The organism is Rothia sp. HMSC061E04, from assembly GCF_001813685.1.
Lineage (GTDB): Bacteria > Actinomycetota > Actinomycetes > Actinomycetales > Micrococcaceae > Rothia > Rothia mucilaginosa.
Genome location: NZ_KV813706.1, coordinates 83665 through 107621, shown reverse-complemented (window position 1 = coordinate 107621; position 23957 = coordinate 83665). Strand labels below are relative to the sequence as shown.

Below are 23957 nucleotides of genomic sequence, written 5' to 3'. Positions count from 1 at the left end.
AATTTACCCGCCGATTTACCTGCCGCGCCCGTTCACAGTTCCGCATTTTAAACCGCTGTATGACCGCCCGGCGCACACTATAGGCGCGTAGGTAGTAGAATAATGGCATGAGCATTGATCCTCGCACCGAACTCACCCGCCTCCTTGACGCGCTGGAGGCGCACCTGACCGCCGTCGTAAACCGAACCGGCGAGCACGACCCCGCCGTCGATGAGGCGTACGTAGAAATCGCCAACGCCTTCGAAGCCTACGAAGATGCCCTCTTCGAGGCTCACAACGAGGTCACTCCTTTGAGCGTCTACGGTGACGAAGACGAAGACGACCTCGACGAACTGGTCGACGACGAAGAAGATGAAGACGACGACGATATCGAGTACGAGGACTAACTAGCACCTCGCCCATACGTTACGGACCGACCCCTGACCGGTACCCCCTACGCGGGGTAACGAGGCAGGGGTCGAACCGTACCCGCAACACCCGTGCAGCCCCTGCCCTCAGCGACCGCTCCTCAGCGCCTACTGAGTGCAACGTCTACCAAGCACCCGCCGAACACCTGCCCACCCGATACCCACCGAGCATGTACCGAGAACGGAGACACCCGTGAGCGAACCCCGCACCTGGCGCGACGCCGCCCTCATCCTCCGTACCCAAAAACTCGGCGAGACCGACCGCATCATCATCATGCTCACCCGCGACGGAGGAATCACCCACGCCGTCGCCAAAGCCGTACGCAAACCCACCTCCAAATTCGGTGGACGACTCGAACCGTTCATGCACACCGACCTGTCCTTCAGCCGCGGCAGAACCAACCTGCACACCATCACCCAGGCGGCAACCCTGCACGCCTACACCGCACCCATCATGGCGAACTACGATGCGTACACGTGTGCCTCCACCATCGCCGAACTGGCAGAAGCACTCACCAAAGACACCGACAGCACCGCCGATATTTACACCCTCACCCACGGGGCGCTTGCCGTGCTCGCGCACGGGCAGCACGTGCCGCAGAGGATCCTGACCCGCTACCTGGCGCGTAGCATGAACGCCGCCGGCTGGCCGCTCATCGGTGAGAACTGCACTCGATGCGGCAACCCGCTTGTCAGCACCGATAGCCGGGGCGATAACGGGGCAGACAGTAGCACCCCCGTCGCTACAAGCGGAAGCGGCAGGTACATTGCCTTCCACACCGCCCACACCTACGGGCACCACACGGTTCTCTGCCCCCAATGCGCACCCGCCACCGACACGCCCCTAACCGGTCTGCATGCCGAAGAGCTCGGCTATGCGCTCGCTACCGCATCGGCGGATCCGCGGGCCTGGGCAACTATTGACGCAGCACCGGTACCGGTCGCCTCCAAAATTCTGGGACTCTACCTGAAAACCACCCAAAACCTGCTCGAACACCCCCTGAAAACGGCGAGCGCCCTCGAAGCAGAAATTCCTGCATCGTAAAAGATGCACGCCGGCGCGTCAAACATGGGCCAACCAGGACGCAAAATAACCCCCGAAGCACCCGCCCATGCGCGCTGTGTCACGGTAAAATAGCTAACAGCACGCCAGGTTTATATCTGGCGCATATCTAGGCAAACGACCCCGGGGGAGAACCCGCCAGGGAAGAAAGGCACATATGGCACGCACCCAGCCCGTACCCCCGCCCGCACACCCCACCGGGGCAACCCCGCCGCCGATCCCGAAGAAGTTCATTCCGCAGCACGTCGCCGTCGTCATGGACGGTAACGGCCGCTGGGCGAACGAACGCGGCCTGCCCCGCACCGAGGGCCACCGCGCCGGCGAGGCGGCACTGCTGGACGTTGTTGCGGGCGCTATCGAAATGGGCATCCCGTACGTTACCGCCTACGCGTTCTCCACCGAAAACTGGAAACGCTCACCCAGCGAAGTCGCGTTCATCATGCGTTTCTCCACCGAGGTGCTGCAGCGTCAGCTGGCAACCCTCAAGACCTGGGGTGTGCGCATCCGCTGGGCTGGCCGCCGACCCAAGCTGTGGAAGAACGTCATCGAAGAGCTCGAACACTGCGAGCGCGAAACCATCGACAACACCGTCTGCACCCTCACCATGTGCGTGAACTACGGCGGCCGCGCAGAAATCGCTGACGCGGCGGCAGCTATCGCAGCGGACGCTGTGGCGGGCAAGATCAAGCCCGGCAACATTACCGAAAAGACCATTCAGAAGTACCTGGACGAGCCTGACCTGCCCGACGTTGACCTGTTCCTGCGTTCCTCCGGTGAGCAGCGCATCTCGAACTTCCTGCTGTGGCAGAGCGCCTACGCCGAGATGATTTTCATGAACGTGCTCTGGCCCGACGTTGACCGCCGCACCCTCTGGGAAGCTGTCGAAGAGTATGCGCGCCGCGACCGCCGCTACGGTGGCGCTGTCGACGCCGTCACCAACGACAAGTAGCGGCCCGGCATACAGTCCCGGCTCATAGCCCCATAAACCACCCACACCCTCCAACACTAGGGAGAACAAATGCGCATCTACCCGACCTTCTTCAACATCTTCTTCAAGGGCATGGACCCCGAGAAGGCACACCACGTCGGCTTCTGGGGCGTTCAGACCCTGCGCAACGTCGGCATCACCCGCGCGCTGCGCAAGTACTTCCAGCCCGCCCCCGAACTGGCAACCACCGTCATGGGCATTACTTTCCCCTCGCCGTTCGGCCTGGCTGCAGGCTTCGACAAGGGCGGCAAGGGCATTGCCGCGCTGGCTGGTATCGGCTTCGGCCACGTCGAGATCGGCACCATCACCGGCCAGGCGCAGCCCGGCAACCCGCAGCCGCGCCTCTTCCGCCTCGTGGAAGATAAGGCGGTCATCAACCGCATGGGCTTCAACAACGACGGCGCCGCAGCGGCAGGCCCGCGCGTAGCCGCCGCCCGTGCAGACCTCGAAACTGAATACCGCGGCGCTGTACGCCCGGTTATCGGCGTGAACATCGGCAAGACCAAGATCGTGGAACTCGAGAACGCTATCGAGGACTACCTGATCTCTACCCGCACCCTGGCACCGCAGGCAGACTACCTGGTCGTCAACGTCTCCTCCCCGAACACTCCGGGTCTGCGCACCCTACAGGCTATCGAGTCGCTGCGCCCGCTGCTTGCCGCCGTGCGTGAAGAGGCAGACCGCGCATGCCCCAACCGCCACGTACCGCTGACCGTGAAGATCGCGCCGGACCTGGTCGATGAGGACGTGATCGAGGTGGCAGCCCTGGCTAAGGAGCTGAAGCTGGACGGCATCATCGCCACCAACACCACCATCGCCCGCGACGGCATGGGCCTGACCAGCGACATGACCAAGGTCAAGGAAATCGGTGCTGGCGGCCTCTCCGGTGCGCCGCTGAAGCCGCGCTCCCTGGAGGTGCTGCGACTGCTCAAGCGTGAAATCGGCGATGACCTCGCCATCATCTCCGTTGGCGGCGTGACCACCGCTGAGGATGTGCAGGAGCGCCTGGACGCTGGCGCTGACCTGGTGCAGGGCTACACCGCGTTCCTGTATGAGGGTCCACTCTGGGCGGCACACATTAACCGTGGCCTGGTGAAGTTGCGCCGCGCTCGCCGCTAGAAGGTTTGCAGGCGGGAGCGTTATGCTTCCCGGCACGCTGACTTGGCGTGTCGACTCTGCGTGCTGAAAAGGGGGCACCGTTCTCTACCCGTAGGGGGTGGAGTCGGTGCCCCCCCTTTGTGTGCCCTCTATTCTGCCGAAAAGCCACATGTGTTTCGAAAAGCCACCAAAGAAGTAGCTTCTCGAAACACATGTGGCTTCTCGCGTATAGAGGATTAGCGGGCATAAAAATAGGGGAGAGGCCTGAACCTTCAGGACCTCTCCCCAAGCACCTATAAGGCACTAACGACTTAGTGCGGGTACTCGCCGTACTTCACCATCGGAACCGGGCGGCGCATACGACGAATCATCATCACACGGTTAAACGCATACATGCCAGAACCACGCTGAACCTCGCCGAACTTCGCAATCAGCTTCTTCTTCAGGCTGCGCCACAAAATAAAGTAGTCAACAACCCACAGAATCATCAGCGCATACATCGCGTACACGGAACCGTAATAAATCGGTGCACCAACGCTAGACGTACCCGACACACCCTGAGCAATCCAGCCACCAATAAGCAGAACCAGCAGCACAGCCAACATAAAATCGCCAAGGTTACGGCGCGCATCCACATAATCACGGATATAACGGCGCTGCGAACCACGATCCACGGCGGGCAGGTAACGCTGATCGCCACCCATCAACGCATCATTCTGACGCTCACGAGCCTTTGCCATCGCCTCTCGTTCACGCGCCTTCGCCTCCTTACGGTCATTAACAACCAGAGGCTGACGACGAGCCGCCTGCTGCTCCTTACGCGAAGGAGTAGGACGGCCCTTCTTCGGGGTGAACTTCGGATTAACCGGAGCCTGAGGCTCCTCTACAACCTGCGGCTGAACAGCTTCCGCTTCAGCCTTCTCTTTCTTACGACCAAACACCCTCCCATCATACCCGAACGGTACACATCAAACCCGCCCCCACAAGCCCACACCAGCAACTGAAACAACCCCAACCACTCGACGGTTCGGGCCAAGACGGGGTCAAGGTGGGGGTAAGGTAGAAACATGACTACTGAATTCACCCACCACAGCGCCCTCAGCGACGCCGTCACCAAAAACTTCGAAGCAACCCTGCAGACTCTCACCGAGCTCGTCGCCATCCCCTCCATCGCCTGGGAATCGCACGACCTCACCCAGGTAGACCGCAGCGCCGAGGCAGTCGCCGCGCTCGCAACCAAGGCAGGCTTCAACAACGTACGCATCGAACGCGCCACCTACACCACCGCAGACGGCACCGAAAAGCAGGGCATGCCCGCCGTCATCGCCTCCCGCCCCGCCGCAGAAGGCTACCCGACCATCCTGCTCTACGCCCACCACGACGTGCAGCCCGCCGGCGACCTCGACCTGTGGGACATCGAACCCTTCGTCGCAACCCGCAAGGGCGACCGCCTCTACGGCCGCGGCGCAGCAGACGACAAGGCAGGCATCCTCGTGCACCTCGCCGCGCTCGCAGCTCTCAACGAAACTCTCGGCGATGACTTCAAGCTCGGCGTGAAGCTCTTCATTGAGGGTGAAGAAGAGGCAGGCTCGCCCTCCTTCGTCTCCTTCCTCAACACCTACCGTGAGGAACTGTCCGCTGACTACATTGTTGTCGCAGACTCCGCCAACTGGCGTGCCGGCGTACCCGCACTGACCACCAGCCTGCGCGGCGTCGCATCCGGCGACATCGAAGTACGCGTCGGCAGCCACGCCATCCACTCCGGCATGTTCGGCGGCCCCATGCTCGACGCACACACCCTCATGGCGCAGCTACTCGCCACCCTGCACGACGCCACCGGCGCCGTAGCCGTCGAAGGCCTGCACCGCGCCCCCGAACCCGAACTCGAATACGCCGAAGCAGACTTCCGCAACGACTCCGGCATCCTCGACACCGTACCCCTAGCAGGCACCGGTAGTGTTGCATCCCGCCTGTGGACCCAGCCGGCAATCTCCGTCATCGGCATGGACATCCCCTCCATCGCAACCTCCTCCAACACCCTCGCCGTCGTATCCCGCGCACGCATCAGCACCCGCCTAGCACCCGGCGACAACCCCGAAAACGCACACCGCGCACTCACCGAACACATCAAGGCACACGCACCCCACGGTGCCCAGGCGAACTACACCGCCGTCGACTCCGGTATGCCCTTCGCCACCGAAGTCGACGCAGACGGCGCACAAACCGCCCTCGACGCAATGCGCGCCGCCTGGGACGTAGAACCCGTACAGACCGGCATGGGCGGCTCCATCCCGTTCATCTCCGACCTGAAGGACCTCTTCCCGCAGGCACAGATTCTCGTCACCGGCGTAGAAGACCCCGACACCCGCGCACACAGCGCCAACGAGTCCCTCTACATCCCGGACTTCAAGAACGCAATCCTCGCGGAGGCACTGCTTCTGAGCGCACTTGGCGCTCGCTAAACGCGCTCGCTAGGAACATCCACAAAAAGTGGGGGAGAAGGGTCACAAACCCCAACCCCCACTTTTTCGGTATCCTAGAAGCAGAATTACATGTCAAGCCCCCACACCAACACTCACGCCCCCGGCGAACTATGCACACCCTAGGTTGTACATCAAACACCCAGGCGCGTATCGTGAAGGCTAAAACGCCCACACGCACCCACACGCGGCGCACACGGGCAACCAACCAAACAAAAGGACAACACCAATGAGTGAAACCACCACCGAACTGCCGACCCACGGCGTCAACCTCACCGAAGTAGCACAGACCAAGGTCCGCACCCTCCTCGAACAGGAAGGCCGCACCGACCTGCGCCTGCGCATCGCCGTCCAGCCCGGCGGCTGCTCCGGCCTCATCTACCAGCTCTACTTCGACGAGCGCGTCCTCGACGGCGACGCAGTCCGCAACTTCGACGGCGTAGAAGTCATCGTCGACAAGATGAGCGCACCCTACCTCGACGGCTCCACCATCGACTTCGAAGACACCATCGAAAAGCAGGGCTTCTCCATCGACAACCCCAATGCAGCAGGCTCCTGCGCATGCGGTGACTCCTTCCACTAAACCGAAAACACCCCAGCGCTAAGCACCCCACGGTGCAACACGCCTCATAAACCCCCGTCTCGCATACTGCACCCAACCATGCAGATACGCGGCGGGGGTTTTACACTTAACACATGACTACGCACGAAATCACCTGGAAACACATCCTCAACCAGCTCGTCAAACACCAAAACCTCACCGACACCGAAGTCGCCTGGGCAATGGACCACATCATGACCGGCCAAACCGAACAGCCGATCCTCGCATCCTTCCTCACCGCCCTCCACTCCAAAGGCGAAACCCCCGAAGAACTCGGCGCCCTCGCAGCCGGCATGATCGCCAAAGCCGAAACCGTCGACATCAACCCCCACGCCGTAGACATCGTCGGCACCGGCGGCGACCAGCAAAACACCGTCAACATCTCCACCATGGCAGCCCTCGTCATCGCAGGCACCGGCGCCACCGTCGTCAAACACGGCAACCGCGCCTCCACCTCCAAATCCGGCTCCGCAGACGTCCTCGAAGCCCTCGGAATCCGCCTCGACATGCCCATTCCCGCAGTCGCCGAATGCGCTCGCGAGACCGGCATCACGTTCCTGTTTGCGATGACTTTCCACCCGGCAATGCGCCATGTGGGCCCGACCCGCCGCCTGCTCGGTATTCCGACCGCGTTCAACTACCTGGGCCCCATGACCAACCCGGCTCGCGTGAAGTCCTCGGCTATCGGCGTTGCTAACCCGATCATGGCTGAGAAGATGGCTCACGTCTTCGCGGAGCGCGGCGACCACGCCCTGATTTTCCGCGGTGATGACGGCCTGGACGAGCTGACCATCGCCACCACGAGCCGCCTGTGGGAGGCTGTCGACGGCGAGCTGACCGAGTATCGTTTTGATCCGACCGAGTACGGTCTGCAGAACGCACCGCTGGAGCAGTTGCGTGGCGGCGACGCCGAGTACAATGCGGGCGTTTTCCGTGCAATTTTGGCGGGGGAGGGCGAGGCCCCGAAGAGCCCGCTGCGCGCCATTCACGACGCTGTGGTGATGAACGCTGCGGCTGGCCTGGTCGCGTACCGCCCGGTCAACGGGGAGAGCTTTGAGACCCGTTTCACTCAGGCTTTGGCTGATGCGCGCGAATCTATTGCATCCGGCGCAGCGGAGCGTGTGCTCAACGCATGGGTAGAGTTCAGCGAAAAGCACGCAGAAGCGTAAAGCTCTAGAAATTGATGGCAGGCACCCGAGACGAACAGAGCGCACCGAATGGTGTGAGCTCGTCTCGGGTGCTTGTCGTTTAACGGGATGCGTTGAGGGACATACTGAGGAGCCCGAAGGTTCGGGGCATGTGAGCGTGCGGCTGAGTACCGAGGAAGACGCAAGGTGCGTGGAGCGCAGAATAGCGGAAGCTCAGAACCGCGGATGGAACAGTGTAGTCGCCCTGCGAGGAGCGCACAGGTTTGATCCGTGCCAGCCTGAGAGTAGAAAGCACCGGTGAGCAGCCGGTGGGGTAGTGAAAAATAGGTCTACTTTACATAATGTATATTATCGGCTTTTTAGGGAGGTCTAGAATGAACCAAAGATTCCCCGTATCTAAATAAAGTCTTAACAGTTTATGTATTAACCTCACTCGGTCACCAGAACTGTCACCAGTACTCAATCCACCTGAAATAATGGATATACCCCGCATCACGAAGGTGCTGTCGCCTCGTGTGCAGATTCAACGTCAACCACGCCGGTTTGATGTACACCAAAGGAGAAAACTCGTGGATTGGCTCTTTGAGACACCCTGGACACTCTGGGTTGCACTCGCCCTCGTTTTCGCCGTCATAGAAATGCTCAGCCTCGACCTGTTCTTTCTCATGCTGGCGATTAGCGCAGGCATCACCGCAGCAATATCGCCCTTCGTGGATAACATGCTGATTCGAGCCGTTATTTTCGTGGTAATCTGCCTGATTCTGGTTCTTGGTCTGCGCCCGCCGCTGCTGAAAAAGCTCAATAAATCAGCCACCGGTGCTGTCACTAATGCTGAAGCACTCGTTGGTGCTGAGGTGCGCGTCACTCAAGATGTGACTAGTGAAACTGGTTTGGTTGTACTAGCTGGCGACACCTGGACGGCGCGCACCGCCTCCGGAACGCTCGTAGCAGGATCACACGCGAGGGTACGAGCCATTGAAGGTGCTACTGCAATCGTAGAGCCTCTCCCCCACGACTGAGACCCATCTGAATACCGGCTCCAAAAGCAGGTTCAGATACCAAAAAAACACACCATATAACTCACCGATAAGGAGAAACAATGCCTATCAGCCTTATTCTGACGGTCCTACTCATCCTCTTCGTGCTGACGATGCTCGCAAAGACCGTGCGCGTCATCCCGCAGGGACGAGCCGGCATCGTCGAACGACTGGGTAAGTTCCACGCCGTTCTCAAGCCCGGCCTGCACATCGTCATCCCCGTAGTTGACCGCGTGCTGCCCCTCATCGACCTGCGTGAACAGGTCGTTTCCTTCCCCTCGCAGTCCGTGATTACCGAAGATAACCTCGTGGTCGGCATCGACACCGTCGTGTACTTCCAAGTCACCGACCCCCAGGCTGCAACCTACGAAATTACCAACTACATTCGTGCCGTAGACGAGCTGACCAGCGCAACCCTGCGTAACGTCGTCGGTGGCCTGAACCTGGAGCAGACCCTCACCTCCCGCGACCAGATCAACGCGGAGCTGCGAGGCGTACTCGACTCCACCACCGGCCGCTGGGGCCTGCGCGTCTCCCGCGTGGACATCAAGGAAATCCAGCCCCCGGTATCCATCCAGGACTCCATGGAGAAGCAGATGCGTGCAGAGCGTGACCGCCGCGCCGCAATCCTCACCGCAGAAGGCCAGAAGCAGTCCGACATTCTGACCGCAGAAGGTGAATCCCGCGCAGCCATCCTGCGTGCAGAGGGTGAAAAGCAGGCACAGATCCTTCGTGCAGAAGGTGACGCACAGTCCGCAATCCTGCGCGCAAACGGTGAAGCAGAAGCCGTGCAGAAGGTCTTCGCAGCAATCCACGAATCCAACCCCAGCCAGCAGCTGCTCACCTACCAGTACCTGCAGACCCTGCCCAAGCTCGCCGAAGGCGACGCCAATAAGCTCTGGTTCATCCCGACCGAACTCGGCGATGCACTGCGCGGCCTGGGCAACGCCTTCGGCACCCTGCCCGCATCCGACCTTGCGGACGCGCCGAAGAAGCCTGCAACAGAGGCGCCCAAGAGCGCACCGCAGGCACCCGGAAGCTACGGCATCAACGGCTAAACGCGAAATCTAACGCATAAAAAGGCGTGAATCACCAAAAATCACGCCGAATAAACACCACCACGTTGGGCGGGTGGAGACTATTACCGATATAATGGATGTTTTGTAAAACGTTCGAGGGAATAGCTCTCCCCCGCCCAACGTTATGCCTAAAGCGCCAAAGAGCGCACCCGACGACACTGGAGGAAAAATGAGCGATCGTAGCCTGCGCGGTATGCGCCTGGGTTCCCAGTCGATGGAAACCGAATCGAACGTACAGCCCGCGCCCCGCCAGCGCGTCGAATACCGTACCGCTGACGGTGACCGCGTTTTCGTGACCTTCGCGGCAGAAGCAGAGATCCCCTCGGTATGGACCGCAAAGTCCGGCAAGGAAGCATACCTCGTCAACGGCGACTCCACCGCAGACGCCGAAGAAGAGAAGCCCGCACGTACCCACTGGGACATGCTCATGGAACGCCGTAGCATCGAAGAGCTGGAAAAGACCCTGGAAGACCGCCTGGAATACTACCGCAAGCACTACGCGCTCTAAAAGTACCGTAGAGGCTCCGTAGAACGCTGTAGAAGGCCCGCTAAGCGCCACTCGTGCTCTTAGCGGGCCCTTCTTGTTGTGGTGCTGGCTTCCGTCGGTACGTGAGCCAGGCGTGAGCCAAGAAAGAGCGTTACAGAAAGCATAAAAAGACCGGGGCGGATACGTTACGTATCCGCCCCGGTCTTTCGTATAAATCTCAGGTGCGAGAAGCGTCTGAGCAAGAAGTCTTACTTGCCCAGAGCCTTCTTCAGCTTCTGAATGCGATTAGCCATACCCCAGCGGGTCACCTTAGACATGGAGTCAAAGATAATGTTGCCGTCCATCTTCGAAGCGCCAATCTCACGCTCAACGAAGGTAATCGGAACCTCAACAATATTCAGGCCAGCCTGCTCAGAACGCCACGCCAAATCAACCTGGAACACGTAGCCCTTCGAGTCAATACCGTCCAGGTTCAGGCGCTGCAGAGCGTCACGACGGTACGCGCGGAAACCAGCGGTAATGTCCTTGATGGAGGTGCCCAGAATCAGGCGGGTGTACAGGTTAGCGCCGCGAGAGAGAATCTGACGGTGAGCCGGCCAGTTCTTGGTCTTGCCACCGGGAACGTAACGCGAACCAATAGCCAGGTCAGCGCCTGCCTCCACAGCACGAACCAGAGAAGGAAGCTGCTCAGGCTGGTGCGAGCAGTCAGCGTCCATCTCAATCAGAACGTCGTAGCCTGCCTCAAGGCCCCAATCGAAGCCAGCGAGGTATGCGCCACCCAGGCCGTCCTTAACGGTGCGGTGCAGAACGTGAATCTGGGAATCCTTAGCAGACAGCTCATCAGCAATCTGGCCGGTGCCGTCGGGGCTGTTATCATCCACCACGAGAATGTCCACCTCGGGAGCTGCCTTGCGAAGACGCTCTACCACGATGGGCAGGTTCTCCTTCTCGTTATACGTCGGGATGACAGTTAGAACGCGCATATTACTCCCTCACAGGTACATATAAAACAGGCAGTGTAGGTATCCAGTATACCGGGTAAACATGCGGGTAACTGAATCCTCGGGGGCTTCCACTGCCCCTAAACCGCCTAAAAAAGGTGTCGACAAGATAAAAAATTAGTTACTTTCAGTGTAAATAGATTCCAGGATGGGCAGAGGCGAATCCTCATCCAGAACCGGAAGCAACGGAATGCGAGCGCGGGGGTCGGTGCTCCACGATGCGACGCGGGAGTCGGGTGCTTGGACCATGAGGGCTTCGACGCGCCACTGTGCTACGTATGCGGGGGTGTCGGGGGTGAGCTGGCCGGTGAAGGGGTTTTCTTCGTGGACTAGGCGGTATACGCCGCGGGTGAGGGCGGCGAAGGCGCTGCGTGCGGAGATGCCGTGTTCGTCGTTGATGAGTTCGCGGATGAGGGGCCAGGCGCCGGGTGCGTAGAGTTGGGTGTCGGAGCCGAGGGCGATGGAGGTGCCGGTTGCGTTTGCGCGGCGTGCGACTGAGGCGACGGTTTCGCGCGCTTCTCCCCCGGCGTGTGCGAGGAGTGCTTGGACGGTGTCGTTGGTGGCTTCGTCTTCTTCGGGTTCGCAGACGCTCAGGCCCAGGTTGATGCGTGCTTCTGCTAGTTGGGTGAGGTGTTCGTCGGTGATGGGGTCTTGCGGAGTGCTGGTTGCTGCGTCGAGGCGGATGGGCAGCCAGGGGCGGTTTTTGCGTGCGGCGAGCGCGGCGTCGGCGGCGTTGGCAAAGCTGGTGGATGCGTTGATGGAGAGTAGGAGTGCGGCGTCTTCGGCGACCTGTGCTGCTGCGGGTGCCTCGGTGGGTGCGACAAAGATGCCGACTAGCTGCAGGCCCTTGACGGCGCGTTCGCCTTCGGTGAGGGGGCGTAGCGCCTTGATGGCGCTGATGAGTTCGTCGGTTTCTACGCCGGTGGCGTTGAGGATGAGGCGGATGTCGGGTACGCCGTGTTCGGCGCTGTAGTAGCTGAGTGCGGAGACGAGGTCGGGTACGTCTTCCATGCCGGCGAGTAGGGTGTGGGTGTGGTAGCCGGCTGCACGGTATGCCTGCAGGTAGTCGAGGATTTCGGGTGCTTCTTTGCCTGCTACCGGTGCTAGTGCGCGCGCAAAGGCGGGGGTTAGCAGGGCGCCGTCGAGTTCGGTGATGGTGGCTGATTCGTCGGCAATTGAATGCGCCCCGGAGTCGGAACCAACCCAGCGGACGAAGCCGCCTTCGACGAGCATTGCGGTTGCGTACGGGTCGACCGGGCTGTACACGCTACCATCTACAAAAATACGGGTAGACATTAGATTCCTTTCACCTTTGAGGCGCGCCGAAAGCGCACACGGGGCGGGCACTTCAATTGTGCTCGCGTAGCTTAGCTGAGCGTCTCATTTGAGTATAGAAGCACCCCCGCTGCCTGTGGTAGTTCGTTCGTCCTTAGATGAGGCGGAACTTAGATGGTGCAGAACAATGCACAGTAGCGGGGGTGGTGGCCCGAGCTGGTCGAGCAGGGTTTAGCACTATGTACGGTGTAGCACTAAGGTGCGGGTTAGACGTCCAGTGCGACTACGCCGCGGCGTACCGCCTCGATTGCTTCTTCACAGCGGGCGCGAATGACCGGGTCCAGCGAGCGGATGTGCGCGATCTGGTCCAGTGCGTCCAGTACCTGCTTTGCCCAGCGTACGAAGTCGCCGGCGGCAAGGCCGGTGTCCTCGATTGCCTTTGCGAGGTGCGCGCCGTTCGCCCAGGCGTACATGGGTTCGACCAGGCCGAAGTCGCATGCGGGGGTCGGGTTGACCTTGAACTGTTCTTCGGCTGCGTTCAGGTCGGCGAGGCGCTGCGTAATCGTCGCGATGGGTGCGCGCAGGGACGGATGCGGGTAGTGTGCCAGGTATTCTACGGCGTCGCGCTTGCCCTGGTAGGTTAGTGCGGCGACGGTTGCCGCGATGGCGGCGGGCTCCAGTCCGTCGAGGAAGTGCGCGTCCAGGCACAGAGCGGTCAGTAGGTCGCGCTCGCCGTAGATGCGGCGCAGAGCCTGGCCGCCGGTGGTTAGCGACAACTCGCCGTCTTCGGTGCGTTCGACGTAGCCGTAGCTTTCCAGCAGGCGCGCAATGCGGTTAAAGACCTGCGCGATCGTGTTGGTGCGGCGGGCAATCTGGCGGCGCAACCCTTCCGTCTCAGAGTTGAGCTTCTGCCAGCGCTCAGCCCAACGCATGTGGTTCGCGCGGTCGGAGCAGCCGTGGCACGGGTGGTTACGCAGCTGAGCCTGCAGAGCCTCCAGCTGCGCGTCAATGCTGTTCTGACGAGCAGGGATGTTCTGCTGCGCGAGCGCACGCGGGGCGCGGCCGTCGTAGAGTGCCTGGCGCATGCGGCTTGCGGTGTCGCGGCGTTCCTTGGCGGTTTTGAGGCTTAGGCGCTTGGGGATTTTGATGCGTGAGACCGGTTCGATGGCGCCTTCGAAGTCGCGGGTTGAGGCGGTGCGCTGGTGCGCGTCCTCGGTGACGATGCCGATGCGCGGGTCGGCGTGCGAATCGGAGCGGGTGATGACGACTGCGTAGCCGCGGGAGCGGCCGTGCGGAATGTAGATGATGTCGCCGGGCAGTAGCTGTTGGATGCTGTGGTGTGCTTGTGCGCGTGCGTGGCGTTCGTTGCTCTTGGATGCCTTCTTTTCCAGTTCGGTGATCTGGCGGCTGAGCTGGACGTATTCGGTGAAGTCGCCCAGGTGGCATGCCATTGCTTCGCGGTAGCCTTCTAGGGCGCTTTCGTTTTTGCGTACGCGGGAGGCGACGCCCACGACCGACTTATCCGCCTGGAACTGCGCGAAGGAGGACTCCAGGATTTTGCGGGTGCGTTCGGCGCCGTAGGAGGCGATGAGGTTTGCCGCCATGTTGTAGGTGGGGCGGAATGAGGAGTTTAGCGGGTAGGTGCGGGTTGAGGCGAGGGTTGCCACGTGTTCCGGGGACATGCCGGGGCGCCACATGACGACGGCGTGGCCTTCGATGTCGATGCCGCGGCGGCCTGCGCGTCCGGTCAGCTGGGTGTACTCGCCGGGGGTGATGTCTACGTGGGATTCGCCGTTGTACTTGGTGAGCTTTTCCAGGATGACGGTGCGTGCGGGCATGTTGATGCCCAGTGCGAGGGTTTCAGTGGCGAAGACCAGCTTGATGAGGCCCTGTGCGAAGAGGGTTTCGACGACCTCCTTGAACAGGGGCAGCAGACCAGCGTGGTGTGCGGCGATACCGCGAATCAGGCCGTCACGCCACTCGTAGTAGCCGAGGGTGTTCAGGTCGCGGGTGTCCAGGTGAGCGGTCGCCTCCGCAATGTAGGCGCGGATGGTCTGCTGCTGTTCGGGGGTGGTCAGCGTAATATCGGCGGATACGCAGTGGCTGACCGCGCCGTCACAACCGGCACGCGAGAAGATAAAGCAGATAGCGGGCAACAGGCCCTGCTTGTCGAGGGCGCGCACCATCTCCGGGCGGGTAATACGCTGCGGACGCAGAGGCTTCTGCTCACCACGTGCATCAAAGTCCCGGTCGTTGCTGAAACGATCATTGCTGAAACGGTCACGACGGTCCGAGCGGCCGCGCTCGCCGCTGCTGAACGTCTCATTGAGCCAGCCTTCACGGCGGTGACGGAAACGCTCACGCTTGCCGCCGTAACGTCCACGGCCAGGTGCGGAACGGAAGCCGGGGCGTAGCGCCTTCAGCTGCGGGTTCAGGCGCAGACCGGCAAGCAGAGGGTTGGCGCCCACCTCCACGGTTGCGCCGCGCTGCTTAGCTTTCTGTGCCTTCTTCGCCTGCTTGCGGGAGAGTTTCTCTTCCGGCTCCTGGTTCTTGCCCTGGGTGTGGTTTTTGCCCTGTGCGGAGTTGTCCTCGGGTACGAACAGGTCCACCACACGGTGACCGACCATCATGTGCTGCCACAGGGGCACCGGACGGTGCTCGGAAACGATGATGTCCGTGCCGCCGCGCACCATATCTAGCCACGCGCCGAACTCCTCAACGTTCGACACCGTAGCCGACAGGGAAATGACGTTCACATGCTCGGGAAGGTGAATAATCGCCTCTTCCCACACCGCGCCACGGAAACGGTCCGCCAGGTAGTGCACCTCATCCATGACCACATAGCCCAGGCCGGTCAGCGTGGTCGAGTTGGCGTAGAGCATGTTGCGCAGCACCTCGGTGGTCATCACGACCACGGGTGCTTCCGTGTTAATGCTCGTATCGCCGGTGAGCAGACCCACGTAATCCTCACCGTACGCGCGCACAAAGTCGTGGTACTTCTGGTTGCTCAGCGCCTTAATGGGGGTCGTGTAGAACGCCTTCATGCCGCGGCGCAACGCCAGGTAGATACCGAACTCACCCACAATGGTCTTACCGGCACCAGTAGGTGCGGCAACGAGGACGGAGCGGTCCGCCTCCACAGCGACACACGCCTGACGCTGAAAGTCATCCAGCGGAAAATCAAGGGACGCCTCAAAAGCCCCGAGGGCGGTCTTCGCGTAGGCGGCGCGCTCTCGGGATGCGGCGTAGGCGGCAGCGTAGTCGGTGCGCTCCGCCGGGGTCTGCTCGTTAGAAGCGTTAGAAGCGTGTGCGTCGGATGTGTGCTGTGCGTGGTGCTTGCTCATAGTATGTCCAGTGTAACGGTTCACCCGCCGCGAGCCTTCAGAAAGCATCCTGCACAGGCACTAATCCGGTATGGGCGAACAGCGAGCGCATCAGCTGCGCGGTTTCGGCGCAATTTATGCTCAGTTTCTGCCGGGATGTACCGGCGGGCGTTGTAAAAATTCGTCTGTGCGCCTCTTCATCCGTGCGCCTCGAGCCGCTTTTTGGGGGCATGCGAAAGGGGCGGGGTACAGGTTCTCTGTACCCCGCCCCTTTCGGATAGGTTGCTCAAAGCGAGCTATTCAATTTAGGAAGTCTTCTCGTCCTCGAAGTAACCCATTTTCGCCAGGTCTTCACTGCTGGTTGCGGTGTTCAGGCTTGCTTCATCCGAACCCTGCGCCAGCTTGGCAAGCTTGCGGTCGCGGCGCTTGTCGTTAATCATGCAGATGCCGATTGCTGCGAAGAAGAAAATCAGCAGCGGCGCCATGAGCACGAACATCATCATGATGTCGCTACCGGGTGCAGTCAGCGCTGCGATAACCGCAACGAGCACAACAACCCAACGCCAAGCCTTCAAAATGGTGGTGCCGCGGATCAGGCCCAGCATGTTAATGCCAACCAGGATCACCGGGATGATGAACGCGCAGGAGAACGTCACAACGAACTTCAGGATGAAGGAGATGTACACGCCCGCGTCAATGTAGTTACTTTCGTTGACGGGGGTGAACTTCAGCAGCGCGTAGACCACGCCGGGGAGGGTGAAGTACGAAATGGCGACACCGCAGGCAAACGCGAAAATAGATGCGGTGAGGAAGCCGAAGAGATACCTCTTCTCCTTGGTGTGCAGTGCCGGCAGCAGGAATCGCAGCGCCTGGTAGAGCCAGACGGGAGAGGCGATCACCAAGCCGATGTACATACCGACCTTAAGCAGCTGGTCGAAAGGAGATGCGACGCTACCGTAGTTCAGGTTTGCGTTGCGGCCGGTTTCTGCGTTGATCTGCTGCAGGGGCGCAGAAATCATTTCGATGAAAGGCTGGTAGAGGAAGACCGTACCGATGATGGCTGCGATGACGGTTGCGATAGCCGCTTTGATGAGGCGGTCGCGGAATTCGCGCAGGTGTTCCTTGAGTTCCATGCGTGCTTCAGGATTGACTTTGCGGTTGCGCACGTCCTGGTCAGGTGTTGCCACGTGGTGTCCTCTGGGTGTCGGTGCCGTGTGTGATTCGGCTGAGGGGGTCTGGTGGGGTGTTTATGGGGTGGTGCCGCAAAACCCGTGCCGGCCGGTGGGCTGGCACGGGTTTGGTGCGTCGGTGGCGGGACCGTTACTTGGTTTCGGTCTTGCCGTTGTCTACGACCTCAGCGGTGACGACCTCTTCGCCGTCCTTCTCGCGGGGGTCCTTCTTGGAGTCGTTCTTCAGGCCCTCAACTTCGGTCTTGAAGATGCGCATGGACTGGCCGAGGCTGCGTGCCATGCCGGGCAGCTTGGGTGCGCCGAAGAGGAGGACGATGAGGAGGATAACGACGATGATGGTCGCGGGGTGGCTGAAAATCTGGCCCATGGTGGTGTGCCTTTCTGTTAGAGCAGGTCTCCGATGTTTTGAGGTTGGCCGAGTCGATCTCGTCGGGAGACCCGTCGCTTGATCCGCTCAGACCTGCGTGTCTGCTTACCTTGTTCGTAGTTATTGTATGCCTCGGTGATGGGTGTGAATACCCCGAGGGTGGTGTCTCGCGGGAGTTTTCGGCTTGCGTTCGCTTGCGCTGCGTCGAATTGTCCCTCGATGGACTCGACCCAGGTTACGGTTTCGTCAAGGAGTGTGAAACCGCGAGTGAGTGCTTTGTAGGTGAACCATGCCAAATAGAGGAGCGAGCAGATGATGAGCGCGCCCCATAGCAAAATCCAGAACCACCAAGACATGAGCACCATTATACAAGTTTTAGGTTAATGTTTTGGCTCCTTGGAAGGGTTTTTAGGGTGTTTTTGCTAGTGGGTGAAGTTCTATTTTTCTGCGGGCACCCCTGCGGGCGCACCCCTGCGGCTGCTCGCTTTGAGGGTTTGCAACTGGTCAAGCAACGCCGCGCGCAGGTGCGCGGGACCGACCAGTTCGAGGGCACCTCGGTGCGCGATGACGGTATCGAGGATGTTCTTATCGCCAGCGCCGTGGGCGTTGTTGTAGTAGTGGATGCGCACGTACTGGGTGCGTGAAGCCTTCTTCACGTGGTGGGTGCTTCGACGCATGTACGTTGCGGTGAGAGTATCGAGCGGCTCACCGCTGGGAATGTGCTCGGTCGGGTGAATCCGCAACTCAGCGAAGGGGTTGGTCTGAGTGCTGTGCTGCTGCGCGTGCCAATGCGGGACGGTGTCACCGATGATCGGGTGGGTGCGACCCGCGCCCGCCTCGTGAATGTGGTTGATGCGGGTGAGGCGGAAGTTACGCCAGAAAGTGGGGGTCTTCTCCCCCGCCTCGCTGTCGGCAGTCTCGCCGGTGGCTGCGTGAGCAAAAGCCTCGGGTACATACTCGGGGACTTCCTCACCGCGCGCGGCATAGTAGCGTTCCTCAGCGGTACGGCACCACGCATGCAGGTACATGTGGTCGCGGTGCAACACCAACGCATACGGGTCCACCAGGCGATCAGCGGCACGCTCAGAGGTACCGTACCCAATGGTCACGGCGTTGCCGCTACTCAGAGCGGCAGTTGCCTCCTGTAGCAAAGGCTCCTCCGGGGCGAAGCACAGGTGCTGCGCATAAACGGGCGCATTCGGGTACGCGGCGGCGAGCGCCTCACGAATACTGCCCAGGCGCGCATCCGCCGGGTGCAGAATATCTGCGGCAGAGAGGGTAAAGACGAGAATCGCGAGCTCAGTGTCAGTAAGGCGCGCGTAGTTCAGTAGCGTGTGCGGGGTGGCGCTGCCAAAGTCCGGCAGCAGGTTAATGTAGCTGGGCTTGAGGGCGTCCGGGTCCTTGGGGCCAGACTCAAAGGGAACGGTGTCTACCTGCGCGAAAATTTCGGGGATGATAGTTTTGCCGAGGTCGCGGTTCTTGTCAGTGTCCACGCTGTAGAGGGCGTTGAGCTGATTCAACGGCATGGGCTCTTCACCGTGGGCGCTCGCCCAGCGGTCGGCACGATGCAGACCCAAAATCAGGTCGACGAGAGCATCAAGGACATTATTGCGGTTACGCTGGTCAATCTTGCTCCACGTACCGGGGTCCTCGACCGTGCCACTGTGCAGGTCGGTGAGGGTGCGCAACAGCTGCTGCTGGGCGGCGTAACTGTCACGCTGGCGGGTAGAGGCATCCTCCGATTCCTCGGGCGGCTCGATCACGCAGCTATAGCTGGTCGCCGCCACAGCACTATCAATCGTGCCGTACGAGGGCACGGTGAAGGGCTCCGACAGCGTGGAATCGGCGTTGACCTCGGCAACAATCAGGCTCTCTTCGTAGCCCTTAATGTCTTCAAGCCAGTTCTTGGCGTTAAACGTTGCGTTGATGGGGGTCGAATCGATACGCGAAAGCATCGTGAGCTTCTGAATACGGCTGGCACGGAACGTGTACTCCTTACGCTCCGAGCTATCAGTGTAGTAGCCGACAAAATACCAGGTGCCGTAACGGTACCCAACACCGGCGACACTGACCTTCTCCTGCACGCGGGTCGCACCGGCAGCCGTCTGATAGGTGAACGTGACCGTCTTACGCTCAGCATAGGCGGTAAACAGCTCATTCAGGTGCGGATTATCGCTAAAGTAAATGCGCTGAAGAGGCTCGCGGTAGGTGTACAGGTTCTTCGCGCGCTGACGCTTGCCGGTCTTCGGGTCCAGGATCTTCGCGGCGGCGAGCGCCTCATCGGTGAGGTTCTCGCTGGTCAGCGCAATCTTACGCAGGATGCGGTAGGCATCATCCTGCAATTCGGTGCCTTCCCAGCCGCGCAGGATGGTGTTGATGAGGCGGAAATCCTCGGCGGTGGGGTTCCAGGCAGGTAGTTCTCCGGCGTTGCTGGTTTCGAGGCGGTAGCGCTCCCCCAGGTCCGTGGTCACGTGGGTGATGCGCGCGCCGGCATCACGCAGGGTCTGCTTGGCTCGTTCAAAGGCGCGTTCCTGGGCCTCGCTGAGGGAGCCGTTAGCGCGCGTGCTAATGCCGAGCAGGGTCAGTAGCTCGTTGCGGCTGATGCCCTGGGTTCGGGTTGCGGTATCGGGTGCCTCGGCGGCGGTGGCGAGGCGGTGAAGAGTCATGTAAAGCTGAGCTGCGGTGGACATGATTCCATCATACCGTGTGTGTTCCGCGGCACTTACTTTGCGTGTGGGTACGCAAAAGCCCGGTGCCCCTCCCACAATCGGGAGAAAGCACCGGGCTATGTCTCTTACGCGAAAAACGCGAGAACCTTGCTAGTCCTTAGCGGACGTCCAGCAGGTCCACCACGAAAATCAGGGACTCGCCGGGCTTAATGACCGAACCAGCGCCGCGGTCACCATACGCCATGTCAGCGGGAATCTCCAGGCGACGACGGCCGCCGACCTTCATGCCGAGCAGACCCTCATCCCAACCGCGGATAACCTGGCCAACGCCCACCTGGAACGGCAGCGGCTCGCCACGGTTCCAGGACGCGTCAAACTCTTCACCGGTGGAGAAAGCCACACCAACGTAGTGGGTGAGCACGCGGGAGCCGGGAACAACCTCAGCGCCAGCGCCCTCGATCAGGTCGGTAATGACCAGCTCGGTGGGGGCGTCGCCCTCGGGGAAATCGATTTCAGGCTTTTCGCGGTCGAGGTTACGCTGACCGAAAGACATGGGTGTCTCCTTTGATTGGTTCGAAATACATCGAAATAGTGGGTGCGCTCGCCGCCTAAGCCGTATAGGCGGCGAGCGCGGTATAAAAATGTGGGTGCCGGGTTACTGCGCGGTAGCCGAAGCGGTAGCTGCCGGGGTTGCGGTTGCCGAGGCGCTCGCCTCCGCAGCAGCTGCGTTAGAAGCCGCCTGAGCACGCTGCAGGGTCTGCGGGTTCTCCTCCGCGCCCAGAATATCAACCACGAACACCAGAGTGCCCGAAGGCTTGGAACCGCCGGTGTCGTTACCGTACGCCAGGTCAGCCGGGATGACCAGCTCAACGCGGGAGCCGACCTTCTTGCCCTTCAGACCCTGAGTCCAGCCCTTGATAACGCCCTGCAGGGAGATGCCCATCGGGGTGGCGGCATCATAGTTGCCGTCGAAGACCTTACCGTCAGAGTACTGCACGCCAATGTAACGCACGTACACGGTATCGGTTTCCTTGACCTCAGCGCCCTCGCCCTCAATGAGGTTCTTCGAGACCAGCTCAGTGTATTCCTGCTTGGTGTCGGGCAGCTTAATATCAGCCTTGCCGGTGGACTCATCCAAAGTGAAGGACGGCAGCGACGGGTCAGCCTCAACAGCCTTACCGGTTGCGTACTTGGGCAGCTTCGTCTTCACGGTGTACACCTCAACGTTAGTTGCGGCACCCGGAGATGCGGTCGTAGTGGTCACGCCCGCGGTGCTGCGCTGCTGCAGAACGTTGGTGGTGTACGAGAAAGAACCGCCAACCTTAATCTTCTTCAGGGTTTCGTACACCTGCGGTGCAGCCTGCTTCAGCTGATCGTTAATCGGCAGCAGAATCGGCTCACTGGAGTAAGTGGAACCGTTAAGCTTGCCGTCGGTGCCGTTGAACACGGCAGCCTCAACGAGCACGTAGTCACCATCGTTGATGGACTCGCCGTTACCTTCCTCAATCACGTATGCGGAGGGGCTAGAAGCGGCGAAGGGAGTCGCGAAGGACGCCTCAGGCTCAGCGGTCGCGTTCTTCAAGGTGTACTGCACCTTGGACAAATCGCCATTGCTGGACTGTGCGCCACATGCGGACAGTGCGAGCGCGAGAGCTGCCGCGCTGGCACCGAAAATAGTGAGCTTAGAGCGTTTGGTCATAGTGTTATCCTCTGGGGTTTTCTGTGAGAGTGGGGCGTGTGAGTGCCCGTGTGCCACAGAACAGTTTACAGGTATAGGTTTAGCTGTTTTATGCTACGGCACGTAGCTGTGTTCAGGCTGTGTCGCGGCGCGGGGTGAGCTGGGGTTTTAGCAGTGCTATTTAGCAGGGCGGCGGGAATGCCGCTTCCTGATGCTGACGCGCCTTAGACGCCAGCAGGCTCAGCACCTCCTCCAGCTCCTCGCTGCCGGTAGCAAACGGGTCCTTACACACCAGCGTGTGCTGCGGGTAGGCGTTGAGCTTCAAGTGCACCCAATCCACGGTGAACTGCTCCCCCGCCGCAACCGCCGCATTAATGAAACGCGAACGCTGCAGAGCGCGAGTGTTCGGCGGCTGAGTCTTCGCCGCCTCCGCAGCACCCTCAGACAGGATGCGCTTGACCGCGCCGCGACGAACCAGCGCGTGGAAGACACTACGCTCCGGGTCGATATCGTGGTACGCCAAATCCAGCTGACGGATGCGGGCGCTCGCATAATCGGCAGGCTGACCAGCTGCGCGGGCGCGGGCAATATACGCATCCAGAAGCTTCTTCTTAATCGCCCAGTCAATCTCAGTGTCAATGCTGCTGTAGTCGCCGGACTCGATAGCGTCCAGGGTGCGCTGCCACAGGTCCAGGGCGTATGCCACGTGGTGGTGGTGCGCGCCGTACTGCTGCACGTACTGGCGTGCCGCATCCAGGTAGTGACGCTGAACGCTCAACGCCGTGTAGTGCTTACCATCGGTGGTTTCGAAGGTTGCGGTGCCGGTCAGATCGTGGCTGATAGCGCGCAGAGCCGCCGGAACAGACACAATATCTAGGCTCGTGACCGGGAAGCGGTCCTCTAGCATACGCAGCACCAGGTCGGTGCTGGCAATCTTCAGCAGGGTCGTCGGCTCTGCCATGTTTGAATCACCGTTAATGACGTGCATGCGGCGGAACTTCGAAGCGTCCGCGTGCGGCTCATCGCGCGTGTTAATGAGCGGGCGAGCGCGCGAGGTTGAGGTGGATGCCGCCTCCCAAATATGGTCGGCACGCTGCGAGAACGAATACGACGGCACACCCGTGCTGGACGCCGGGTCGGTCGAACCGGGCACCGGGCCACCGTTCGGGTGGGTCTTACCGGCACCAACCAGAATCTGGCGGGTCACCAGGAACGGCACGAGCTGCTTAATCAGGTCGTTGAACTGCAGTTTGCGGCTGATCAGGTAGTTCTCGTGGCTGCCGTAGGAGTTGCCCGCCGAATCCACGTTGTTCTTGAACAGGTACAGTTCACCGTCGAGGGGGCGGCCCTCCGAGCCTGCGAGCAGGCGCTTGCGGGCGGTACGCGCCAGATCAGCGAAAAGCAGCTCACCAGCGCGTTCCTGCGCGAGCAACTCGTCAATGCTGCCGCATTCGGCGGAGGCGTACTCGGGGTGCGAACCCACGTCAAGGTAGAGCCTACCGCCGTTGGGCAGGAAGACGTTCGTTGAACGCCACTGATCCAGGACGGGCTTGAAAAGGGCAGCGGCGGACTCTTCGATGCTCAGCCGACCGAGCCCGTGCGGGACGTAGCTGAGCCCGAATTCGCTTTCAATGCCGAAAATACGGTGTTCCATGATGATGACCCGGCGCGCAGGTGCGCCGGTTACTCGCCGCCCTTCTGGACGAAGCCGGTGACGAAGTCCTCAGCGTTCTCAGCGAGCAGGCCGTCAATTTCGTCGAGCAGGTCGTCGACCTCGCTCACGTCAGAGACAACATGGGAGGCGGCGAGGGTCAGTTCCTGCTCCTGCTCGGCTGCGGTGGTTTCGGTCTGCTGTGCGCTGATGCGTTCGCGGCTCATGGTTCTCTCCTCAAGGGGTTTTCGGTTGTGGACAAATAAGTTTTTGGTGGGGTCGGGTGCGGGGTGTAAAGGTTTTGGTACCCGGACCTTCCTGCACCCTACCTGTGGGTTATGTGGTTTTTACTCTTCCGAATGGGGGTATTCGCCCCGGGGAAGAATATGAGTTTATGTGGGTTTAGGGGGTGATG

At 60.7% G+C, this 23957-nt stretch carries 21 protein-coding genes; 10 read left to right on the top strand and 11 right to left on the bottom strand.

Annotated features, from left to right (window positions below):
• Positions 1-107 precede the first annotated feature (107 nt).
• The 4 genes from HMPREF2927_RS07335 (at position 108) to HMPREF2927_RS07320 (ending at position 3577) form a co-directional block, all read left to right on the top strand.
• Positions 108-386 (top strand): hypothetical protein, encoded by a 279-nt coding sequence (locus tag HMPREF2927_RS07335; protein ID WP_070643281.1) that lies wholly within the window; start codon positions 108-110, stop codon positions 384-386.
• A 214-nt stretch (positions 387-600) separates the two neighbouring features.
• Complete coding sequence (recO, locus tag HMPREF2927_RS07330) at positions 601-1452, top strand: DNA repair protein RecO (RefSeq protein ID WP_070686804.1); 852 nt, start codon at positions 601-603, stop codon at positions 1450-1452.
• 175 nt (positions 1453-1627) lie between these two features.
• Positions 1628-2419: an isoprenyl transferase gene (locus HMPREF2927_RS07325; RefSeq protein WP_070643285.1), complete on the top strand. Its 792-nt coding sequence runs from the start codon at positions 1628-1630 to the stop codon at positions 2417-2419.
• 69 nt (positions 2420-2488) lie between these two features.
• Complete coding sequence (locus HMPREF2927_RS07320) at positions 2489-3577, top strand: quinone-dependent dihydroorotate dehydrogenase (RefSeq protein ID WP_070686802.1); 1089 nt, start codon at positions 2489-2491, stop codon at positions 3575-3577.
• 290 nt (positions 3578-3867) lie between these two features.
• Here HMPREF2927_RS07320 and HMPREF2927_RS07315 read toward each other — a convergent pair whose 3' ends face one another.
• The gene (locus tag HMPREF2927_RS07315) at positions 3868-4497 is read right to left on the bottom strand and encodes a DUF3043 domain-containing protein (protein WP_070686800.1); all 630 of its coding nucleotides are present in this window, start codon (positions 4495-4497) and stop codon (positions 3868-3870) included.
• 126 nt (positions 4498-4623) lie between these two features.
• Here HMPREF2927_RS07315 and HMPREF2927_RS07310 point away from each other — a divergent pair, with 126 nt between their 5' ends.
• The 6 genes from HMPREF2927_RS07310 (at position 4624) to HMPREF2927_RS07285 (ending at position 10409) form a co-directional block, all read left to right on the top strand.
• On the top strand, positions 4624-6018 hold the full coding sequence (locus HMPREF2927_RS07310; protein ID WP_070686798.1) for a M20/M25/M40 family metallo-hydrolase: 1395 nt from the start codon (positions 4624-4626) through the stop codon (positions 6016-6018).
• Positions 6019-6265: 247 nt separating this feature from the next.
• On the top strand, positions 6266-6619 hold the full coding sequence (locus HMPREF2927_RS07305) for a HesB/IscA family protein (protein ID WP_005506039.1): 354 nt from the start codon (positions 6266-6268) through the stop codon (positions 6617-6619).
• A 113-nt stretch (positions 6620-6732) separates the two neighbouring features.
• On the top strand, positions 6733-7806 hold the full coding sequence (trpD, locus tag HMPREF2927_RS07300) for an anthranilate phosphoribosyltransferase (protein WP_070686797.1): 1074 nt from the start codon (positions 6733-6735) through the stop codon (positions 7804-7806).
• 548 nt (positions 7807-8354) lie between these two features.
• Entirely contained in the window at positions 8355-8804 is a 450-nt protein-coding gene (locus tag HMPREF2927_RS07295; RefSeq protein WP_070686795.1) for an NfeD family protein, read from the top strand.
• Positions 8805-8884: 80 nt separating this feature from the next.
• Entirely contained in the window at positions 8885-9880 is a 996-nt protein-coding gene (locus HMPREF2927_RS07290; protein ID WP_070686792.1) for an SPFH domain-containing protein, read from the top strand.
• A gap of 190 nt (positions 9881-10070) precedes the next feature.
• The gene (locus HMPREF2927_RS07285; protein ID WP_005506034.1) at positions 10071-10409 is read left to right on the top strand and encodes an RNA polymerase-binding protein RbpA; all 339 of its coding nucleotides are present in this window, start codon (positions 10071-10073) and stop codon (positions 10407-10409) included.
• 227 nt (positions 10410-10636) lie between these two features.
• On the opposite strand, the gene HMPREF2927_RS07280 is transcribed toward HMPREF2927_RS07285, so the two are convergent.
• The 10 genes from HMPREF2927_RS07280 to HMPREF2927_RS07230 all read right to left on the bottom strand — a co-directional run bounded on the left by HMPREF2927_RS07280 (position 10637) and on the right by HMPREF2927_RS07230 (position 23769).
• Positions 10637-11371 (bottom strand): polyprenol monophosphomannose synthase, encoded by a 735-nt coding sequence (locus tag HMPREF2927_RS07280; protein WP_070686790.1) that lies wholly within the window; start codon positions 11369-11371, stop codon positions 10637-10639.
• Positions 11372-11506: 135 nt separating this feature from the next.
• Positions 11507-12685, bottom strand: a complete 1179-nt coding sequence (locus tag HMPREF2927_RS07275; protein ID WP_070686788.1) for an amidohydrolase — start codon at positions 12683-12685, stop codon at positions 11507-11509.
• A 245-nt stretch (positions 12686-12930) separates the two neighbouring features.
• Positions 12931-16008, bottom strand: coding sequence for a DEAD/DEAH box helicase (locus tag HMPREF2927_RS07270; RefSeq protein ID WP_070686786.1), 3078 nt, complete (start codon positions 16006-16008; stop codon positions 12931-12933).
• Positions 16009-16292: 284 nt separating this feature from the next.
• A complete protein-coding gene (gene tatC, locus HMPREF2927_RS07265; protein WP_083311231.1) occupies positions 16293-17174 on the bottom strand; it encodes a twin-arginine translocase subunit TatC in 882 nt (293 codons plus the stop codon).
• Positions 17175-17307: 133 nt separating this feature from the next.
• Positions 17308-17544: a Sec-independent protein translocase subunit TatA gene (gene tatA, locus HMPREF2927_RS07260; RefSeq protein ID WP_070686784.1), complete on the bottom strand. Its 237-nt coding sequence runs from the start codon at positions 17542-17544 to the stop codon at positions 17308-17310.
• Positions 17545-17981: 437 nt separating this feature from the next.
• A complete protein-coding gene (locus HMPREF2927_RS07250; RefSeq protein ID WP_070686782.1) occupies positions 17982-20234 on the bottom strand; it encodes a helix-turn-helix transcriptional regulator in 2253 nt (750 codons plus the stop codon).
• A gap of 136 nt (positions 20235-20370) precedes the next feature.
• Positions 20371-20766, bottom strand: a complete 396-nt coding sequence (locus HMPREF2927_RS07245; protein ID WP_005508667.1) for an FKBP-type peptidyl-prolyl cis-trans isomerase — start codon at positions 20764-20766, stop codon at positions 20371-20373.
• 102 nt (positions 20767-20868) lie between these two features.
• A complete protein-coding gene (locus HMPREF2927_RS07240; protein WP_070686780.1) occupies positions 20869-21912 on the bottom strand; it encodes an FKBP-type peptidyl-prolyl cis-trans isomerase in 1044 nt (347 codons plus the stop codon).
• 160 nt (positions 21913-22072) lie between these two features.
• Positions 22073-23545: a Pup--protein ligase gene (gene pafA / locus HMPREF2927_RS07235; RefSeq protein WP_070686778.1), complete on the bottom strand. Its 1473-nt coding sequence runs from the start codon at positions 23543-23545 to the stop codon at positions 22073-22075.
• A 29-nt stretch (positions 23546-23574) separates the two neighbouring features.
• Complete coding sequence (locus tag HMPREF2927_RS07230) at positions 23575-23769, bottom strand: ubiquitin-like protein Pup (protein ID WP_005506016.1); 195 nt, start codon at positions 23767-23769, stop codon at positions 23575-23577.
• Positions 23770-23957 lie beyond the last annotated feature (188 nt).

What these genes read in the sequence shown, in the direction of transcription:
- HMPREF2927_RS07335 (WP_070643281.1), top strand. Translation starts at nt 108, where the DNA reads ATGAGCATTGATCCTCGCACCGAACTCACCCGCCTCCTTGACGCGCTG.
- HMPREF2927_RS07325 (WP_070643285.1), top strand. Translation starts at nt 1,628, where the DNA reads ATGGCACGCACCCAGCCCGTACCCCCGCCCGCACACCCCACCGGGGCA.
- HMPREF2927_RS07320 (WP_070686802.1), top strand. Translation starts at nt 2,489, where the DNA reads ATGCGCATCTACCCGACCTTCTTCAACATCTTCTTCAAGGGCATGGAC.
- HMPREF2927_RS07310 (WP_070686798.1), top strand. Translation starts at nt 4,624, where the DNA reads ATGACTACTGAATTCACCCACCACAGCGCCCTCAGCGACGCCGTCACC.
- HMPREF2927_RS07305 (WP_005506039.1), top strand. Translation starts at nt 6,266, where the DNA reads ATGAGTGAAACCACCACCGAACTGCCGACCCACGGCGTCAACCTCACC.
- trpD (WP_070686797.1), top strand. Translation starts at nt 6,733, where the DNA reads ATGACTACGCACGAAATCACCTGGAAACACATCCTCAACCAGCTCGTC.
- HMPREF2927_RS07290 (WP_070686792.1), top strand. Translation starts at nt 8,885, where the DNA reads ATGCCTATCAGCCTTATTCTGACGGTCCTACTCATCCTCTTCGTGCTG.
- HMPREF2927_RS07285 (WP_005506034.1), top strand. Translation starts at nt 10,071, where the DNA reads ATGAGCGATCGTAGCCTGCGCGGTATGCGCCTGGGTTCCCAGTCGATG.
- HMPREF2927_RS07280 (WP_070686790.1), bottom strand. Translation starts at nt 11,371, where the DNA reads ATGCGCGTTCTAACTGTCATCCCGACGTATAACGAGAAGGAGAACCTG.
- HMPREF2927_RS07275 (WP_070686788.1), bottom strand. Translation starts at nt 12,685, where the DNA reads ATGTCTACCCGTATTTTTGTAGATGGTAGCGTGTACAGCCCGGTCGAC.
- HMPREF2927_RS07270 (WP_070686786.1), bottom strand. Translation starts at nt 16,008, where the DNA reads ATGAGCAAGCACCACGCACAGCACACATCCGACGCACACGCTTCTAAC.
- tatA (WP_070686784.1), bottom strand. Translation starts at nt 17,544, where the DNA reads ATGGGCCAGATTTTCAGCCACCCCGCGACCATCATCGTCGTTATCCTC.
- HMPREF2927_RS07250 (WP_070686782.1), bottom strand. Translation starts at nt 20,234, where the DNA reads ATGTCCACCGCAGCTCAGCTTTACATGACTCTTCACCGCCTCGCCACC.
- HMPREF2927_RS07245 (WP_005508667.1), bottom strand. Translation starts at nt 20,766, where the DNA reads ATGTCTTTCGGTCAGCGTAACCTCGACCGCGAAAAGCCTGAAATCGAT.
- HMPREF2927_RS07240 (WP_070686780.1), bottom strand. Translation starts at nt 21,912, where the DNA reads ATGACCAAACGCTCTAAGCTCACTATTTTCGGTGCCAGCGCGGCAGCT.
- pafA (WP_070686778.1), bottom strand. Translation starts at nt 23,545, where the DNA reads ATGGAACACCGTATTTTCGGCATTGAAAGCGAATTCGGGCTCAGCTAC.
- HMPREF2927_RS07230 (WP_005506016.1), bottom strand. Translation starts at nt 23,769, where the DNA reads ATGAGCCGCGAACGCATCAGCGCACAGCAGACCGAAACCACCGCAGCC.